Annotated in this window: 14 protein-coding genes; 8 read left to right on the forward strand and 6 right to left on the reverse strand. The window is 67.0% G+C overall.

From position 1 onward, the window contains the following. Positions 1–20: 20 nt before the first annotated feature. The gene (locus tag A6A40_RS27525) at positions 21–1,364 is read right to left on the reverse strand and encodes a glutamine synthetase family protein (RefSeq protein WP_108549038.1); all 1,344 of its coding nucleotides are present in this window, start codon (positions 1,362–1,364) and stop codon (positions 21–23) included. A 167-nt stretch (positions 1,365–1,531) separates the two neighbouring features. Between A6A40_RS27525 and A6A40_RS27530 the strand changes: the two genes are divergently transcribed. Then, positions 1,532–2,812, forward strand: a complete 1,281-nt coding sequence (locus tag A6A40_RS27530) for an NAD(P)/FAD-dependent oxidoreductase (protein WP_108549039.1) — start codon at positions 1,532–1,534, stop codon at positions 2,810–2,812. A gap of 57 nt (positions 2,813–2,869) precedes the next feature. Continuing rightward, positions 2,870–3,922 carry a hypothetical protein gene (locus tag A6A40_RS27535; RefSeq protein WP_108549040.1) on the forward strand — a complete coding sequence of 351 codons (1,053 nt, stop codon included), beginning with the start codon at positions 2,870–2,872 and terminating at the stop codon, positions 3,920–3,922. 24 nt (positions 3,923–3,946) lie between these two features. Here the strand turns inward: A6A40_RS27535 and smc are convergent, their stop codons facing one another. The 3 genes from smc to A6A40_RS27550 form a co-directional block, all read right to left on the reverse strand. Continuing rightward, positions 3,947–7,408, reverse strand: a complete 3,462-nt coding sequence (smc, locus tag A6A40_RS27540) for a chromosome segregation protein SMC (protein ID WP_108549041.1) — start codon at positions 7,406–7,408, stop codon at positions 3,947–3,949. A gap of 170 nt (positions 7,409–7,578) precedes the next feature. Further along, on the reverse strand, positions 7,579–8,226 hold the full coding sequence (locus A6A40_RS27545) for a DsbA family protein (protein WP_236784097.1): 648 nt from the start codon (positions 8,224–8,226) through the stop codon (positions 7,579–7,581). Between the two features lie 66 nt (positions 8,227–8,292). Beyond that, positions 8,293–8,766 (reverse strand): DUF721 domain-containing protein, encoded by a 474-nt coding sequence (locus A6A40_RS27550; RefSeq protein ID WP_108549043.1) that lies wholly within the window; start codon positions 8,764–8,766, stop codon positions 8,293–8,295. A gap of 161 nt (positions 8,767–8,927) precedes the next feature. Here A6A40_RS27550 and mutY point away from each other — a divergent pair, with 161 nt between their 5' ends. The 6 genes from mutY to A6A40_RS27580 all read left to right on the forward strand — a co-directional run bounded on the left by mutY (position 8,928) and on the right by A6A40_RS27580 (position 13,893). Further along, positions 8,928–9,986 (forward strand): A/G-specific adenine glycosylase, encoded by a 1,059-nt coding sequence (gene mutY / locus A6A40_RS27555; protein ID WP_108549044.1) that lies wholly within the window; start codon positions 8,928–8,930, stop codon positions 9,984–9,986. A gap of 46 nt (positions 9,987–10,032) precedes the next feature. Beyond that, positions 10,033–10,746, forward strand: a complete 714-nt coding sequence (locus tag A6A40_RS27560) for a DUF1194 domain-containing protein (protein ID WP_108549045.1) — start codon at positions 10,033–10,035, stop codon at positions 10,744–10,746. A 31-nt stretch (positions 10,747–10,777) separates the two neighbouring features. Then, positions 10,778–11,917, forward strand: a complete 1,140-nt coding sequence (locus tag A6A40_RS27565) for an NAD(P)/FAD-dependent oxidoreductase (protein WP_108549046.1) — start codon at positions 10,778–10,780, stop codon at positions 11,915–11,917. Between the two features lie 58 nt (positions 11,918–11,975). Further along, positions 11,976–12,452, forward strand: coding sequence for a hypothetical protein (locus A6A40_RS27570; protein ID WP_418208639.1), 477 nt, complete (start codon positions 11,976–11,978; stop codon positions 12,450–12,452). A 155-nt stretch (positions 12,453–12,607) separates the two neighbouring features. Further along, a complete protein-coding gene (locus A6A40_RS27575; RefSeq protein ID WP_236784098.1) occupies positions 12,608–13,306 on the forward strand; it encodes an OmpW/AlkL family protein in 699 nt (232 codons plus the stop codon). Between the two features lie 152 nt (positions 13,307–13,458). Next, positions 13,459–13,893 (forward strand): CBS domain-containing protein, encoded by a 435-nt coding sequence (locus A6A40_RS27580; RefSeq protein WP_108549048.1) that lies wholly within the window; start codon positions 13,459–13,461, stop codon positions 13,891–13,893. Between the two features lie 83 nt (positions 13,894–13,976). Here the strand turns inward: A6A40_RS27580 and A6A40_RS27585 are convergent, their stop codons facing one another. Next, positions 13,977–14,627 (reverse strand): response regulator, encoded by a 651-nt coding sequence (locus A6A40_RS27585; RefSeq protein WP_108549049.1) that lies wholly within the window; start codon positions 14,625–14,627, stop codon positions 13,977–13,979. A 377-nt stretch (positions 14,628–15,004) separates the two neighbouring features. Beyond that, positions 15,005–16,158, reverse strand: a 1,154-nt coding sequence (locus A6A40_RS27590) for an acyl-CoA dehydrogenase C-terminal domain-containing protein (RefSeq protein ID WP_236784099.1), incomplete at its 5' end; no start/stop codon positions are given.

Genomic DNA, 16,158 nt, shown 5'->3' on the forward strand with positions numbered 1-16,158 from the left:
CCGCCCCGCCGCGGACCCGGTCAGACGTTCAGCAGCAGGTTTTCCCGCTCCCACGAACTGATGACCCGGTTGTAGGCCTCGTACTCCGTCTGCTTCACGCAGGTGACGGCGTCGATGAAGCGTTCGCCGAGGATTTCCTTCAGCGGCTTGCAGGCGTTGAACTTGGTCAGCGCCTCCGACTGGTGGCGCGGCAGGGTGAAGGCGAGGCGGTAGGCGGAGCCCTTGATCGGGTCGTTCGGCTCCAGCCCCTGGGTCATGCCGACATAGCCGCAGGCGAGCGACGCGGCGATGGCGAGATAGGGGTTGGCGTCGGCGCCGGCCACCCGGTTCTCCACCCGGCGGGCATCGGGCTGGGAGACGGGAACGCGCAGGCCGGTGGTGCGGTTGTCGCGGCCCCAATGCACGTTGATCGGCGCATCGGAGTTCGGCACCAGCCGGCGGTAGCTGTTGACGTTGGGCGCCAGCAGCGGCATCACATAGGGAAGGTATTTCTGCAACCCGGCGATGTGCGCCATGAACAGGTCGCTGTCGGTGCCGTCGGGATTGCTGAACAGGTTGCGGCCGGTGACGGTATCGACCACCGACTGGTGGATGTGCATGGCGCTGCCAGGTTCGCCCTGCATCGGCTTCGCCATGAAGGTGGCGTAGATCTGGTGGCGGATCGCCGCCTCGCGCGCCGTACGCTTGAACAGGAAGGCCTGGTCGGCCAGTTCCAGCGCATCGCCATGGTTGAAGTTGATCTCGATCTGGGCGGCGCCGGCCTCGTGGGTCAGCGTGTCGATGTCGATGTCCTGCTTCTCGCAGAAATCATAGACAGCCTCGAAGATCGGGTCGAATTCGTTGACCGCGTCGATGCCGAAGGCCTGCCGGCCGCTTTCCATCCGGCCGTTGCGCCCGACCGGCGGAACCAGCGGGTAATCGGGGTCCTTGTTGACCTGGACCAGGAAGAATTCCAGCTCCGGCGCCACCAGCGGCTTCCAGCCACGCTCCTCGTACAGCGACAGCACGCGCTTCAGCACATGGCGGGGCGACACGTCGACCGGCCTGCCGTCGGCATAGACGCAGTCGGTGATGACCTGGGCCGTCGGCTCGGTGTACCAGGGGACGAAGCGGATCGTGCGTTCGTCCGGAATCATGTAGATGTCGGAATTCTCGTCCGACGTGATGTCCTCGTCGTCGGGGAACTCACCGGTCACGGTCTGCACGAAGATCGCCTCGGGCAGGCGCAGGCCGCGGTCGCGCAGGATGCGGAGGAACTTTTCGGCGGGAACGATCTTTCCCCGCGCGATGCCCGACATGTCGGGCACAAGACATTCGACTTCGGTGATGCGGTTCTTCTTGATGAAGTCTTCCATAAAACCCATGGGTATGGCGGACCGCTCCGGACTATGGGCAGCCCCCTCCGTGCTGTGGACGACAGCGACACTATGACGCCGTTCCGGCGGAACGCGCCAGAGGGTTCCGCATGACGCTTCGGTGAAATATCCGCCTTTCCGTTGACCTCCCCCGTCGGCTCGGACTTAACTGCGGCATGCCGAAAGCCTCCTACCTGAACAGCTGGTACGCGGCCTCCGCCGCCTCCCGTATCGACCGCCCGACCCTGGAGGGCGAGGCCGCCTGCGACGTCTGCATCGTCGGCGGCGGCTACACCGGCCTGACCGCGGCGCTGGAACTGGCGGAGCGTGGCTTCGACGTCGTGCTGCTGGAGGCGGAGCGCTGCGGCTGGGGCGCCTCGGGCCGCAACGGCGGCCAGATCATCACCGGTTACAACAAGCCGATGGCGACCGTCGAGGGCTGGGTCGGCAAGGAGGATGCCCGCCGCCTGTGGGAGTTCGGCGAGGAGGCGAAGGCCCAGCTGGCCGAACGGGTGGAGCGCCACGCCATCGCCTGCGACCTGACCTGGGGCTTCGCTTATGCGGCGCTGAAACAGCGCCACATGCAGGACGTGGCGGCGCTGGAACGCGAGATGCGCGACGGCTACGGCTATGACCGGGTGCGGCCGCTGGACCGCGCCGGCATCCGCGAGCATGTCGGCAGCGCTGCCTATATCGGCGGACTGCTGGACGAGGGCAGCGGGCATCTTCACCCGCTGAACTACGCGCTGGGCCTCGCCCGCGCCGCCGATGCCGCAGGGGTGCGCATCTTCGAGAACAGCCGCGTCGTCGCCATGGACAGCGGGGCGAAGCCCTGGGTGGGCACCGGGCGCGGCCGGGTGACGGCCAAGCACCTGATCCTGGCCGGCAACGCCTATCTCGGCGGGCTGGCGCCGACGCTAGACCGCAACATCATGCCGGTCGCGACCTACATGATCGCCACCGAACCGCTGGGCGAGGAACGGGCACGGACTCTGCTGCCGACGAACATCGCGGTTTCGGACATGAAGTTCTCGCTCAATTATTTCCGCCGTTCCGCCGACCACAGGCTGCTGTTCGGCGGCGGCGTCAGCTATTCCGGAGTGGACGCGCCGGGGCTGAAACAGGCGATGCGGTTGAAGATGCTGGCGATCTATCCGGAACTGAAAGACGCCCGCATCGAGTATTTCTGGGGCGGCCGGGTCGCCATCACCATGAACCGCATGCCGCATCTGGGCCGGCTGTCGCCGACGACGCTGTACGCCCACGGCTATTCCGGCCATGGCGTGGCGCTGGCCGGCATGGCCGGGCGGCTGATGGCGGAGACGGTGAGCGGCACGGCCGGTCGCTTCGACGTGTTCGCCCGCATTCCCCACACGCCCTTCCCCGGCGGACGTCGGTTCCGTACCCCGGCGCTGGTCCTTGCAATGATGTGGTTCCGTCTGCGCGATCTGCTGTAGGCTGGAGGAGCAATCGACAGCCGCCCCTTCCTCTCCCGCCGAGTACCGTCCAAGCCCATGACCGACATCTCCAGCAGCGACGAGACACCCCCCTCTTCGGATGCCGCCCCGGTTGCGGATGCCGCTCCCGACGCTGCCATCGCCGAAAAGGCGGCACAGGAGAATGTCCTGGTCCAGCCGATGCGGGACACGCATTTCGATTTCCAGCACAAGGTCTTCAGCCTGCCAGGCGCCTTCTTCTGCCAGGATCCGAACAGCAAGGACCCGGTTCTGAACATCCTGCTGGGCGATCTGAAGGTGGCTCTGGCCTTCCCCACCCTGATGGAATCCTTCCAGATCGAGGATGGTTGCCACGACGCCCGCCTGCTGGAGATCATCGAACAGGGTCTGGCCTTCGTGAAGCAGATCCGGCCGGGCGAGGAAATTCCCGGCGAACTGCTGGACGGCCGGGCCTCCTGGTCGGTGGAGGACAGGCACCGCATCACCGCCAAAGGGCGGCTGACCATGCAGATCGTCTCCTCCTTCACCGGGAACGAGATCATCGTGTCCGACCAGTCTCAGCTGGAACAGCTGCTGGATGATCCGCAGACGCAGGAGAAGATGAAGGCGGCCTTCGCCAAGATCGCAGAGCGGCTGAAGCTGACAACCAATGCCGAACAGTATCTGACCGACCGCATCGACGATCTGGCACAGGAACTGTCCTACATCGAGGCGCTGCGCGACCGCTTCAGGCACATCCGCCGGATCGATCAGGCGATCGGCAAGCTCGCCACCATCTACCGCACCGACCGCACCTTCTGCAGCGAGTTGAACCGCATGCAGGGGCTGATCCGCAAGCCGGTGCGCGAATACGACATGATCTTCGATCAGGCCGACGCCCAGACCGGCGACATCGTCGGCGCGCTGCGCAACTTCCATCCCACCATCCAGTTCATCCGCAAGATCCGCGACGACCTGCGCGCCAAGCTGCTGGAATGGGAAGACCTGCTCCGTGGCTGGGACGACATTTCGATGGAACGCTCGCCGAAGGTGGAGGCGCTTCAGAAGCAGACTTACCGGTTCCTGGCGAGCCGTTACATCGAGACGACGGTGTGGAAACGGGGTGGATGAGGGTCTCGCCTCATCCTCACGCCCTCACGCCACCCCCCGCAACTCCTCCGCACGGCTCAGATCCACGCTGACAAGCTGCGACACGCCGCGCTCCACCATGGTCACGCCGAACAGGCGGTCGACCCGCGCCATGGTCAGGCGGTGGTGGGTGATGATCAGGAAACGGGTGTCGCCCTGCCGCGCGATGTCCTCCACCAGATCGCAGAAGCGCCCGACATTCGCCTCGTCCAGCGGGGCGTCGACCTCGTCCAGCACGCAGATCGGCGCCGGATTCGACCGGAAGACGGCGAACAGCAGCGACAGCGCGGTCAAGGCCTGCTCGCCACCCGACAGCAGTGAGAGCACCTGCAGCTTCTTGCCCGGCGGGCTGGCGTAGATTTCCAGCCCGGCGTTCAGCGGGTCCTCGGCGTTGACCAGCTCCAGATAGGCCTTTCCGCCACCGAACAGGCGGGTGAACAGGTCCTGGAAGTCGCGGTTGACCACGTCGAAGCTGGCGATCAAGCGCTCACGCGCCTCGCGGTTCAGGCTGGAGATGCCCTGGCGCAGGCGGGCGATGGCGGCGGTCAGATCCTCGCGCTCGCCATGCAGGCCGGTGATCTGGGCCTCAAGCTCCTGCGCCTCGATCTCGGCGCGCAGATTGACCGGCCCCATGGTCTCGCGCTCGCGCGTCAGCTTGTCGAGCCGGGCTTCCACCGCCGCAGCATCGGGCATCGGTTCGGCGGGGTCGAGGTCGGCGGCGGCGCGAGTGTCCTCCGGCCGGCAATCCAGCCGTTCGGCGATGCGTTCCGTCAGGGTGCGTTCCTGCTGGAGCGCGGCGGACACCGCGGCCTCGGCACGCGCACGCGCCTCTCGGCCATCGGCCAGCGCCGCTTCCGCATCGTGCAGGGCCTGTTCGGTCTCCGCCAACCGCGCCTCGGCCTCGGCCAGCCCATCGGCGGCGCGCTTGCGGTCACGTTCCGCCATGGCAATGCGGTCGAGCAGATCCTGGCGTTCCGCCGCGATCGCCGCCGGCCGTCCGGAGAGCTGGGCGAGTTCGCCTTCGGCCTCGTCGGCGCGCTGGCGCAGTTCCGCCACCCGTCCACCGGCCCCGGAGGAGCGCGTGTCCCAGGATGCGGTTTCGGCCTGGATGGCGCCCAGGCGCTGGCGCCGGGCCTGCGCTTCGCGCGTCAGTCGGTCGACCGCATTCTGCCGCTCGGCCAGAACGGCGCGGCGTTCAGCCAGAGCGGCGCGCTGGTCGGTCACCCGATCCCGCCCTTCACGCGGGTCCGGCAGCGACTCCAGCAACTCCAGGGCCTCGTCGCGGCGGGCGGCAGCCTCGCGCTCGTCGGCGGCAAGGCGCTCGACGGCATCAGCCAGTGACGCAAGGCGTGAGGACGCGGCATCGGCCTCGCGCGCCAGCTTTGCATGGCGTTCGCGAGCGACGTTCAGCGCGGCAAAGCCCTCGCGCACGGCATCGCGGGCGCGGCGGTCGGCCTGAGCCGCTTCTTCGACGGCCAGCTTGGCGGCGTCCAGGGTCTCGCGCGCCAGTTCGACCCGTTCCTCGGCAAGCTCCAGCTCGCCGCGCAGCTCGGCCAAGCGGTTGCGCTGCTTGAGGCGGACGGCGGCGGCCGTTGGAGCCCCGGCCTGGACGGTCAGCCCATCCCAGCGCCAAGCGCCACCGTCGCGGCTGACCAGCACCTGCCCCGGCGCCAGCGTCGCCGACAACGATTCGGCCGCAGCGGCATCGTCGACCACCCCGACATGGGCAAGCGCGCGGGCGGCGGCCCGCGGTCCCTCCACACGGCTCGACAGCGGCTCCACCTCTTCCGGCAGCGGCGCCACCGAGCCATAGGCCGGCAGCGTGCGCCAATGCACCGGTGCGGTTTCGTCCAGCGGAGCGGTCAGCGCGTCGCCGAGCGCCGCGGCCAACGCCCCCTCATAGCCGGGCGACACCGCCACCGCGTCGACCAGCGGCGGGAACGGCCCGCCGGCTCCGGCCTCCAGCAGCTCGGCCAGCGCCCGCTCTTCGGCACGCAGCTTGGCACAGGCGGAGTCGGCAGCGGACAGCGCCTCACGGGCACGGGATTGGGCCGGTTCGGCCTCCGCCTTTGCCTGTTCAGCGGCCTCCGCGGCCTCACGGGCCTGCTCCAGCCGCTGTTCGGCGAGGTCCACCGCCAGTTCGGCGTCCGACAGGTCGGCGCGGGCGGCAATCTCCGCCTCCAGCACGGCGCGCTGGGCCTGCTGTTCGGCCAGCCGCTTGGCGAGGCCGGCGGCACGGGACTCCAGATCGGCAACCTGACGCTGGGTGGCGGCGCGGCGGGCCTCGTCGGTGGCGACCGCTTCGGTCAGGCGCATCAGTTCGCGGTCGAGAGCATCGACCTGCTCGCGCGCCTCGGCCAGAGCGTCCGCCGCGGCTTCCTCCAGCATCTCCTCGTCGGATTGTGCGGCGATCAACCGGTCGCGCTCGGCCATCAGACGGGTCAGCGCTTCCCCGGCATCGGCGGCCAGAGCCTCCTCACGGCCAAGGTCGCCGGCGATCTGGCGCAGCCGGGCCTCCAAGGCGCGCTGCTGGTCGGCGACGCGCTTCTCCTCGGCGTCGAGCTGTTCGCGGGCGATCACCAGCCTTTGCAGGGCGGAAGCCGCACGCGCCTCGTCCTGGCGCTTCTCCGGCAGGCCGGCAGCGGCTTCCGTCCGCCGCGCGGTCAGCTGGTTGACGGAGAGCATGCGGTCGCGCACCGCCGCCTCGGCCGCTGCAAAGGCGGCATGGGCGCGGGCGCGCTCCTCCTGGGCGGCGATCCAGCGCAGGTGCCACAGCACGGCTTCCGCCTTGCGGATCTGGTCGGACAGGTTGCGGTAGCGGGAGGCCTGCCGCGCCTGCTTCTTCAGGCTTTGCAACTGGGTGTCCATCGCCCCGATGACATCGTCGAGGCGGGTCAGGTTGCCCTCCGCCGCCTTCAGCCGCAACTCTGCCTCGTGCCGGCGGGAATGCAGGCCGGTGATGCCGGCGGCCTCCTCGAGCAGGGCCCTGCGGTCCTGCGGCTTGGCAGAGATGATCTGCGCAACCTTGCCTTGGCTGACCAGGGCCGGCGAAGCGGCACCCGACGCGTTGTCGGCGAACAGCAGCTGGACATCGCGCGCACGCACCAGCTTGCCGTTGATGCGGTAGTCGGAGCCGGAACCGCGCTCGATCCGGCGGGTGATCTCCAGCTCGTCATGCTCGTTGAAGCCGGCCGGCGCGGTGCGCGACCGGTTGTCCACCCCCAGCGTTACCTCGCCCAAATTGCGGGCCGGCCGGCTGGAGGTGCCGCCGAAGATGACGTCGTCCATATCGCCGCCGCGCATGCGCTTGGCCGAGGTCTCGCCCATCACCCAACGCAACGCCTCCACCAGATTGGACTTGCCGCAGCCGTTGGGGCCGACGATCCCGGTCATGCCGGGTTCGATGACCAGTTCCGTGGAATCGACGAAAGACTTGAAACCCGACAGGCGGAGACGCGTGAACTGCACTGGGGACGAACCTTTGGTGTACTTGACTTAGGACAGCATGGGCATCGGAAAACTGTTGCCCCCTCCCCGCCCCTCCCCCGCCCTCGGCCGGCCAATGGCCGGTANAAGAGGGGGAGGGTTGGGAAGGGGGCATTACCCCTCTTACAACCGTTGAAGCTTCAATGAAGCGCTTACTTCAGCAGCTTGTCGATTTCCTTCGCGAACTCCTCGAACGACTGGGCGCCTTCGATACGGGCCTTGCCGTCGTTGAGGATGAAGGTGGGAGTGGCTTCGATCTTGTACTGGTTCTGACCGGTCAGGCGGGTGTTCAGGATGGCGTCGGCCAGCTCCTTGTTGGCGAGACAGGCGTCGATGGTCTCCTGGGTCATGCCGGCCAGCTTGCCGTACTGCGCCAGCGCCTTGGCCGGGTCGGAGGAGCGGCTCCAGTTCGGCTGGCTCTTGAACAGAACGTCGGTGAGCGGGAAATAGCGCTCGGGCGGGGCGCAATGGGCCAGCATGGCGGCGCTGAGTGCGGCCTGATCGAAGGGGAAGTCGCGGAAGACCAACTTGGCCTTGCCGGTGTCGATATAGGCTTCCTTGATCTTCGGCAGCACGTTGACGTGGAAATTGGCGCAGTGCGAGCAAGTCATCGACGAATAGTCGAGGATCGTCACCGGCGCCTTCGGATCGCCCATCACGCGCTCGGCCATCATCTCCGAAACCGGCGGCAGGGTGGCCGCGGCCTGAGCCGCCGTGGACGCCGCTGTCATGGCGGTGCCGAACGCGGCGGTGAAGCCGATGGCCAGAAGACCGGCGATTCCCAAAATTTTGCGGTTCACTTTGCCCTCGTTCCTACCAGATGTTGACGTATAGACAATGATGCACAGATGCGTCCAGCGAGCCGGCTATCGCGCGGCGCGCTTCGGCCGCGCCATCAGCGAGCGGCCGAAGCGTTCCAGGGTGGCTCGCAGCTCCTCGTCCTCGACCCCCGCGGTGGTGGTGGTGATGCCGATCTCCTCGTCCATCGTCAGGGCGCGCGGGCGCACCACTGGCGAGGGCGTGGAGGGCAGCGCCGCATGGATCAGCTTGATCTTCGCCACGGCGCGATAGCCGAAGAAACCGTTGATGCGTTCGATGATCTGCGGTTCCAGATGCTGCAACTCCAGCGCGATGGCGCCCATGGCGCGGATGTGCAGCGTCGCCTCCTCGCGCTTGCCGCGGGGAAAGCTGAGCTTGTCGGGAGCGGTGCGCAGCGACAGCTGCTGTCCGACGATCGACGGCCAGTCGGTGATCAGCGCGCCGAAGGCAAGCCCGCGCTTGCCCAGCACCTTGCCGGCGACCTCCGGAACGGATTGGCCGATGCGACGCGGTCCGCTCATGCTCTGCGATCACTCCTGTGCGGCATCGGTTCGGAAACCGGCTCCGGGTCATGTGGGATGGCGGCACCCTAGCGCAAGCGCGGGCCGATGCCCAGCATCCGGCCATGGGATATGGCCGGCTCCCTTCCCCAGACGCTTCCAACCCTCTATTTCTTCCCATCATGATTCCAAATTCGATCGAGGCCGCCCGGCGGCTGCTATCCTGGTACGACCGCCACCGCCGCGACCTGCCCTGGCGCGCCAAGCCGGGGGAGACCGCCGATCCCTACCGGGTCTGGCTGTCCGAGATCATGCTGCAGCAGACCACCGTGCCCGCCGCCGCCCCCTATTTCCGCAGCTTCACCGAACGCTGGCCGACCGTGCGCGATCTGGCCGACGCGCCGCTGGACGACGTGCTGGTCGCCTGGGCCGGGCTCGGCTACTACGCACGGGCGCGCAACCTGCACAAATGCGCGCGCGTCGTGGCAGACGCGCATGGCGGGCAGTTTCCCGGCGACGAGGCGGCTCTGTTGGATTTGCCGGGCATCGGGGCCTACACGGCTGCCGCCATCACCTCCATCGCCTTCGACCGCAAGGCAACCGTGGTGGACGGCAATGTCGAGCGGGTGATCGCCCGAATCTTCGCGGTGGAGGAGCCTCTGCCCAACGGCAAGCCGACCCTGCGGCGGCTGGCCGCCACCCTGACGCCGGACTTCCGGCCCGGCGACTATGCCCAGGCGATGATGGACCTGGGCGCCACCATCTGCACCCCGCGCAAGCCGAAATGCATGCTGTGCCCCTGGGCGGAGTATTGCGAGGCACGCGCCGCCGGCATCGCCGAAAGCCTGCCGCGCAAAGCAGCCAAGGCCGAGAAGCCGACCCGCCGCGGCGTCGCCTATTGGTTGCTGAACCCCGAGGGCGCCGTCCTGCTGCGCCGCCGCGCGGAGGAAGGGCTGCTGGGCGGCATGGCTGAGGTGCCGTCGACCGCCTGGGGACCGGAATTGCCTGGCGAGGCCGCGGTCGCGGCGCAGCAGCCGTTCCCTGCGCGCTGGCGCCGGCTGCCGGGGCTGGTCCGCCATACATTCACCCATTTTCACCTTGAGCTTGAGGTGGTCGCCGCCAAGGCCGGTCCGGACTGGCAGCGGGCCGATGGGAACTGGGTGCCGGTGGACCGCCTGGGCGATCAGGCTCTGCCGTCGGTGATGGTGAAGGTGGTGCGCCACGCCCTTGCCACCGTGTGACACGGGCCGGCTGCCTGGCCGATTGCGTGATGGAGTGCCTGTGCGAATGCCGCGTACCGTGATGACCGCCCTGCTCGTCCTGCTGGTTCTGGTCGGTCCCCTGCAGGCCGCCGCGCCCGGAAAGGATGTGCAGGCCGGCGTGGCTCTGGTTCTGGCGCTCGACGGGTCGGCCTCCATCACCACCGGCGACCTGGAATTCCAGCTGCAGGGCCATGCCGCCGCCTTCCGCGATCCGGCGGTGGCGGAAGCGCTGGCGTCGGCGCGGGCGCGGGTGACGCTGGCCGCCTATTCGGGGCCGAACAGTCTGAAGGTTCTGATCCCCTGGACGGCCCTGGCCAAGCCGGAGGATGCCGGCCGCTTCGCCGAGCGCATCGACGCCCTGCCCCGCGGCTTCCAGGGCGACTCGACGGCCATCGGCAGCGCCATCCTGGAGGCGGCGAAGCTGTTCGACCGCGGCGGCAAGGCGCCGCGGCAGGTGATCGATCTGGTCTCCAACGGCTTTTCCAACGGCGGGATCGACCCGGCCGAGGCGCGCGACCGGGTGACGAAACGCGGAATCATCGTCAACGGCCTAGCCATCCTCGACGAATTCCCCTGGCTGGAGGAGTATTTCGAGGAGAGCGTGATCGGCGGACCGGGAAGCTTCGTGAAAAGCGCGATGGACAAGGACAGCTTCGTCGCCGCACTGCGACAGAAACTGATCCTTGAAATGGTCGCCCTGCCCGATCACATGCCACCACAAGGCGCCGCCATCCCGTAGGCGGCCGATAAGACTCCGAGGAGCGGAACCGTTGGAACGCGTCGATTTCCTGGTGGTCGGGGCCGGCATCGCCGGCGCCTCGGCAGCCTACGAGCTGGCCGCACAGGGCCGGGTGCTGGTGCTGGAGCGCGAATCTCAGCCGGGCTATCACTCCACCGGTCGATCCGCGGCGCTCTATACCCAGACCTACGGCCCGGCGCCGATCCGCGCCCTGACGGTGGCGAGCTGGAATTTCTACACCAACCCGCCGGGCGGCTTCGCCGACCATGACCTGCTGACGCCGCGCGGCGTGCTGATCGTCGGCCGCGACGATGAGGTCGACCGGCTGGATGCGGAATATGAACAAGGCCGCCGCCTGACCCCGTCGGTCGAACGTTACGACCGCGACCAGGTCCTGGCTCGGGCACCCTTCCTGCGTCCGGACTATGTGGCCGGCGGCGTGTGGGAGCCGGATGCCCGCGACATCGACGTTCACGCCCTGCATCACGGCTTTCTGCGCGGGCTGAAGGCTCGCGGTGGCCGGGTGGTGACAGATGCCGAAGTGCGAGCGCTGGCTCGCCGCGACGGCCTGTGGGTGGCGGAAACCAGCGCCGGCAGCTTCGCGGCACCTGTGGTGGTGAACGCCGCCGGGGCCTGGGCCGACGAACTGGCGAAGCTGGCCGGAGTCGCCGCGGTCGGACTGGTGCCGAAGCGGCGTACCGCCATCACCTTCGACCCGGTTTTCGAGGATCCAGCCGACAAGGCAGGGCTTGATGGCTGGCCGATGGTGTCGGACGTGGCCGAGACCTTCTACGTCAAGCCCGATGCCGGCCGCCTGCTGGCCTCACCCGCCGACCAGACTCCGGTCGAGCCCTGCGACGTGCAGCCCGAGGACATCGACGTCGCCGTGACGGTGGACCGGTTGGAACAAGCGTCGCGCTTCTCCGTTCGGAGATTGGCCCACCGCTGGGCGGGGCTGCGCAGCTTCGTGGCGGACAAGGTGCCGGTCGTGGGGTTCGCGCCCGATGCGGAGGGATTCTTCTGGCTTGCCGGCCAGGGCGGCTACGGCATCCAGACCGCGCCGGCCATGGGCCGGGTGGCAGCGGGACTCGCCACCGGCCGTGGACTGCCGTCGGATGTCCGGGCCTTGGGGGTGACCGAGTCCGACCTGTCGCCGGCCCGGCCGCGGTAACAGACTGCTGATTAGGTGGAGGCGTGCGATGTCTGTGCGTCGGATAGTGAGGCGTCGGATGATGGAGAGCAACGCGGCCCGCCGGCTTCTGATCGTGGCCTCGCTCGGCATGGCCGGGGCTCTGGCCGGCTGCGCCAACCCGTCTGCGGACGAGGCGCTGGTGGCGCAAACGGCACTGATCGGCATGCCCAAGGAGACGCTGTTGTCTTGTGCCGGCGTCCCGGAACGTCAGGCCGCCGTCGACAACCGTGAGTTCTTCACCTACCGAAGCTCCCGTCTGGTGACCTACCCCAGCCCGCCACCGCTGGGCTATTATGGCGGCTGGGGATGGCCCCATTACGGCTATGGCTATGGCTATGGCTATGAAGTCAACAGCTTCGACTGCGAAGCAACCTTCAGCTTGAGAAACGGCGTGGTCGAGCGCGTGGTGTATGGTGGTGCATCGGGCGGATCGGCACGACTTGGTCAATGTTACGCCATCGTCCAGAACTGCATGGCGCTGATTCCGCAGCGGTCGATCAAACCAAATCCTTGATGCCCTTGTCGATGCGACAACTCGTCACTGTTGCAGAGCTGCTGCATCGGATGAGGATCGGTTGTAACCCCCTAGTACCCTTACAGGACGTCTGGTAATAGCTCCACTGGCTGATGCCACAGAACAGCAACAACGCATTGCCTGGAGCAGACCCCATGACCATCCTGTCGCGCGCCGCCGCCGCCCTGCTGGCGACCTCGGCCCTCGTCGCCATCGCTTCCCCGTCGCTCGCTCAGGACTTCAAGGGCAAGTCGGCCGGCGACATCGTCGTCCGCGCGCGCGGCCTGGCCGTGCTGCCGCAGGAAAAGGGCACCCTGAACAACACCGCGCTGGGTGACATCGGGTCGGCGAAGGTCGGCAAGGACTACATCCCCGAAGTCGACTTCTCCTACTTCTTCACCGACAACATCGCCGCCGAGCTGATCGCCGGCACCAGCCGCCACAAGGTCCGCGGCAACCTGCTGCCGGCGCTGGGCAGCGGCATCGAGATCGGCAAGGTCTCCTTGCTGCCGCCGACCCTGACGGTGCAGTACCACTTCATGCCGAAGGAGCGCATCAGCCCCTACATCGGCGCCGGTATCAACTACACCCTGTTCTACAACGAGGATTCGGCCAACAATCCGAACTCGGCCGGCCTGCGCATCACCGACGTCGAGTACAAGAACCGCTTCGGCTGGGCTCTGCAGGCGGGTGTCGACGTCGCCCTGACCGGCAACTGGTCGCTGAACGTCGACGTCAAGAAGATCTTCCTGAAGACTGACGTCACCGCGACCGTCAACGGCGCGCTGCCGGTCACCTCGAAGGTCACGCTGGACCCGTGGCTGGTCGGCGTCGGCATTGGCTACCGCTTCTAAGAACGGGTTTCCGGGACTCGTTCCGGCTATCCGAAGGACGGCCTCTCCCATCTGGAGAGGCCGTCCTTTTCTTTGAACAATCTGCCTTGCAGATTGTACGCGCATCCCCATGATTCCGTAATCAGGGTCATTGGCAGGGAGGCCGTACAGCCATGCATGTTGCAGCCGTCTTGAAACGCAAGGGCAACCGGATCGTTTCCGCCGCACCGGACGATACCGTGGCAGCCGTCACCCGCCTGCTGACCGAGAACCGGATCGGCGCAATTCTGGTGATGGACGACAATGGCCAACCGGTCGGCATCCTGTCGGAACGTGACATCGTGCGTGCCGTCGCCCGCGACGGTGCAACGGCACTCGACCGCCCGGCGGCGGACCTGATGACGCGCGACCTGATCACCGCCACCCCGACGGACACCGTAGCCGAAATGATGGCCGTGATGACCGAACGGCGCATCCGCCATGTGCCCATCATCGAGTCCGGGCGCGTGGTCGGCGTCATCAGCATCGGCGACGTGGTGAAGGCCCGGATCGACGATGCAGAGCTGGAGGTCGAGTCCCTGCGCGGCTATGTGGCCGGAATGGGCTGAGGAAAACCATCCATCGGCCATTGCGAAAAGACCCGCCGGAACATCCCGGCGGGTCTTTTCGCATCGATGCCTGGAAGTGGACTTTACGCCGAATGCGACTGCGGAAAGGCCATGGCCGCCTGGGTACGGTTGCGCACGCCGAGAGACTTGAAGATCGCGGTCATGTGGATCTTCACAGTGCCTTCGGACAGGCCCAGTTCATGGGCGATCTGCTTGTTCGACTTGCCTTCGCGCAGGCGATCGAGCACCTCGCGCTGACGCTGAGTCAGCAGTTGTTCCAACTGCGGGTCGGTCGGCGGCATCACCGAACCGCCGCGATGATCGGGCTCGATCCCTTCGCGCAACACCGTCGCCGGCACATAGACACCGCCGGAGAAGATCAGGTCGAGCGCGCTCAACATGATCTTCACGCTGGATGATTTCGGAATGTATCCTGCCGCGCCGTTCTCCAGCGCTTCCCGCACGTCGGACTGCGCCTCGGACGCCGATACGACAACGACCTTCGAGTTCGGCTGCCGGTCGCGCAACATGCCAATGCCGGAGAACCCGGGCCAGCCCGGCATACGCAGGTCGGTCAGAATCAGGTCATAGGCTTCATCCTTCGAAGCCGCCATGTCCAGTAGCTCGTCGAAATTGCTGGCTTCCGCAAAGGTCGCGTTTTCGCGCAGCTGCTCAAGCAGACGGCGAAGACCTTCCCGGAACAGGACGTGATCATCACCGATCAGGATCTTCATCGCACAAACTCCCGAACCATGCCTGCCCCTCCGAAAGACGCCCCAGAGGCTTGAGAAAAGGAGGAGGCTGTCGCCACCCGCATATTCCCTAAAATCCAAAGGATATAGCAGGCACCGGCCGAACGTAATCTCTATTGAGATGTAACACGCAGGGACCAGATGGAACAACCTGAAATTAACTTTTGTCACGGCCATGAATGCTGGTTGGCCGAGGCGGATGCTTCCCAAGGGTGATATTTCCAAGGATCTATGACAATTTCCGGTCATTGTACGCATGCGCTCTTGCGACCTGCCGAACGGGCAAGAAAAAGCCGGACCGGCGCCTTGCGGGCACCGGTCCGGCCTGAAGTCGCGCGCCCCGGAGGACGGGGAGCATGTCAAAAAGCGGCGTCTTCCAGTTCCATCAACGGCTTGGCGCCGGCGGCGATGGTGATGAACAGACTGTTGGTCTGCGGCAGCAGCTTGGTCATATAGAAGCGCGCGGTCTTGATCTTCGCCTCATAGAAGGCGGCATTGCCCTCCCCGGCTTCGAGCCTGGCCTGCGCCTTGTTAACCATGGTCAGCCAACTCCAGCCCAACGCCACCAGCCCGAACAGGCGCAGATAGTCGCTGGCGGCGGCGCCGGCCTCCTCCGGATCCTTCAGGCCTTTCTGGGCGATCAGGGCGGTGGCCTGCTGCAGCTTGGCGAAGGCCTTGGCCAGCGGCATCACGAACTCGCCCAACTCGTCCTTCTCCATCGCCGCCTCGATGTCGCGGCCGACGGGGTGGAAGAAATGACGGAGCAGGCGGCCCACGTCCTGCGGCAGCTTGCGGCCGACGAGGTCGAGCGCCTGGATGCCGTTGGTGCCCTCATAGATCTGGCAGATGCGGGCGTCGCGGACATACTGCTCGACACCGGTCTCCCAGATGAAGCCGTGGCCGCCATGGACCTGCACGGCGATGTTGGCCGAGTCGAAACCGATGTCGGTGAACAGCGCCTTGACGATCGGCGTCATCAACTGGACGAACTCATCGGCATCGCGGCGGGTGCGTTCGTCGGGATGCTTTTCCGCCACGTCGAGCTTGTAGGCGGTCAGCGCGCCGAGCGCACGCGCCCCTTCAGTGAAGGCGCGGGCGGTAAGCAGGTTCTTGCGCACGTCGGGATGGACGATGATCGGGTCGGCCGGCTTGTCCGGCGCCTTCACCCCCGACAGCGACCGGCCCTGGAGCCGTTCGCGGGCGTAGTTGACGGCGTTCTGGTAGGAGACCTCGGCCAGACCCAGCCCCTGGATGCCCACGGCCAGACGGGCCGCGTTCATCATCACGAACATGGCGCGCATGCCCTTATGCGGCTCGCCGACCAGCCAGCCAGTGGCGTCCTCGAAGTTCATGACGCAGGTCGAGGACGCCTTGATGCCCATCTTGTGCTCGATGGAGCCGCAGGCGACGCCGTTGCGCGCGCCCGGCGTACCGTCATCCTTCGGCAGGAACTTGGGCACCAGGAACAGGCTGATGCCGCGGGTCCCGGCCGGGGCGTCGGGCAGGCGGGCCA

Origin of the sequence: Azospirillum humicireducens, from assembly GCF_001639105.2 — a bacterium.
Lineage (GTDB): Bacteria > Pseudomonadota > Alphaproteobacteria > Azospirillales > Azospirillaceae > Azospirillum > Azospirillum humicireducens.

Excerpts from the sequence above, each read along its gene's own strand:
- A6A40_RS27525 (WP_108549038.1), bottom strand. The coding sequence starts at position 1,364 with ATGGGTTTTATGGAAGACTTCATCAAGAAGAACCGCATCACCGAAGTC.
- A6A40_RS27550 (WP_108549043.1), bottom strand. The coding sequence starts at position 8,766 with ATGAGCGGACCGCGTCGCATCGGCCAATCCGTTCCGGAGGTCGCCGGC.
- A6A40_RS27535 (WP_108549040.1), top strand. The coding sequence starts at position 2,870 with ATGACCGACATCTCCAGCAGCGACGAGACACCCCCCTCTTCGGATGCC.
- A6A40_RS27530 (WP_108549039.1), top strand. The coding sequence starts at position 1,532 with ATGCCGAAAGCCTCCTACCTGAACAGCTGGTACGCGGCCTCCGCCGCC.
- mutY (WP_108549044.1), top strand. The coding sequence starts at position 8,928 with ATGATTCCAAATTCGATCGAGGCCGCCCGGCGGCTGCTATCCTGGTAC.
- A6A40_RS27580 (WP_108549048.1), top strand. The coding sequence starts at position 13,459 with ATGCATGTTGCAGCCGTCTTGAAACGCAAGGGCAACCGGATCGTTTCC.
- A6A40_RS27585 (WP_108549049.1), bottom strand. The coding sequence starts at position 14,627 with ATGAAGATCCTGATCGGTGATGATCACGTCCTGTTCCGGGAAGGTCTT.
- A6A40_RS27575 (WP_236784098.1), top strand. The coding sequence starts at position 12,608 with ATGACCATCCTGTCGCGCGCCGCCGCCGCCCTGCTGGCGACCTCGGCC.
- A6A40_RS27570 (WP_418208639.1), top strand. The coding sequence starts at position 11,976 with ATGATGGAGAGCAACGCGGCCCGCCGGCTTCTGATCGTGGCCTCGCTC.
- A6A40_RS27560 (WP_108549045.1), top strand. The coding sequence starts at position 10,033 with ATGCCGCGTACCGTGATGACCGCCCTGCTCGTCCTGCTGGTTCTGGTC.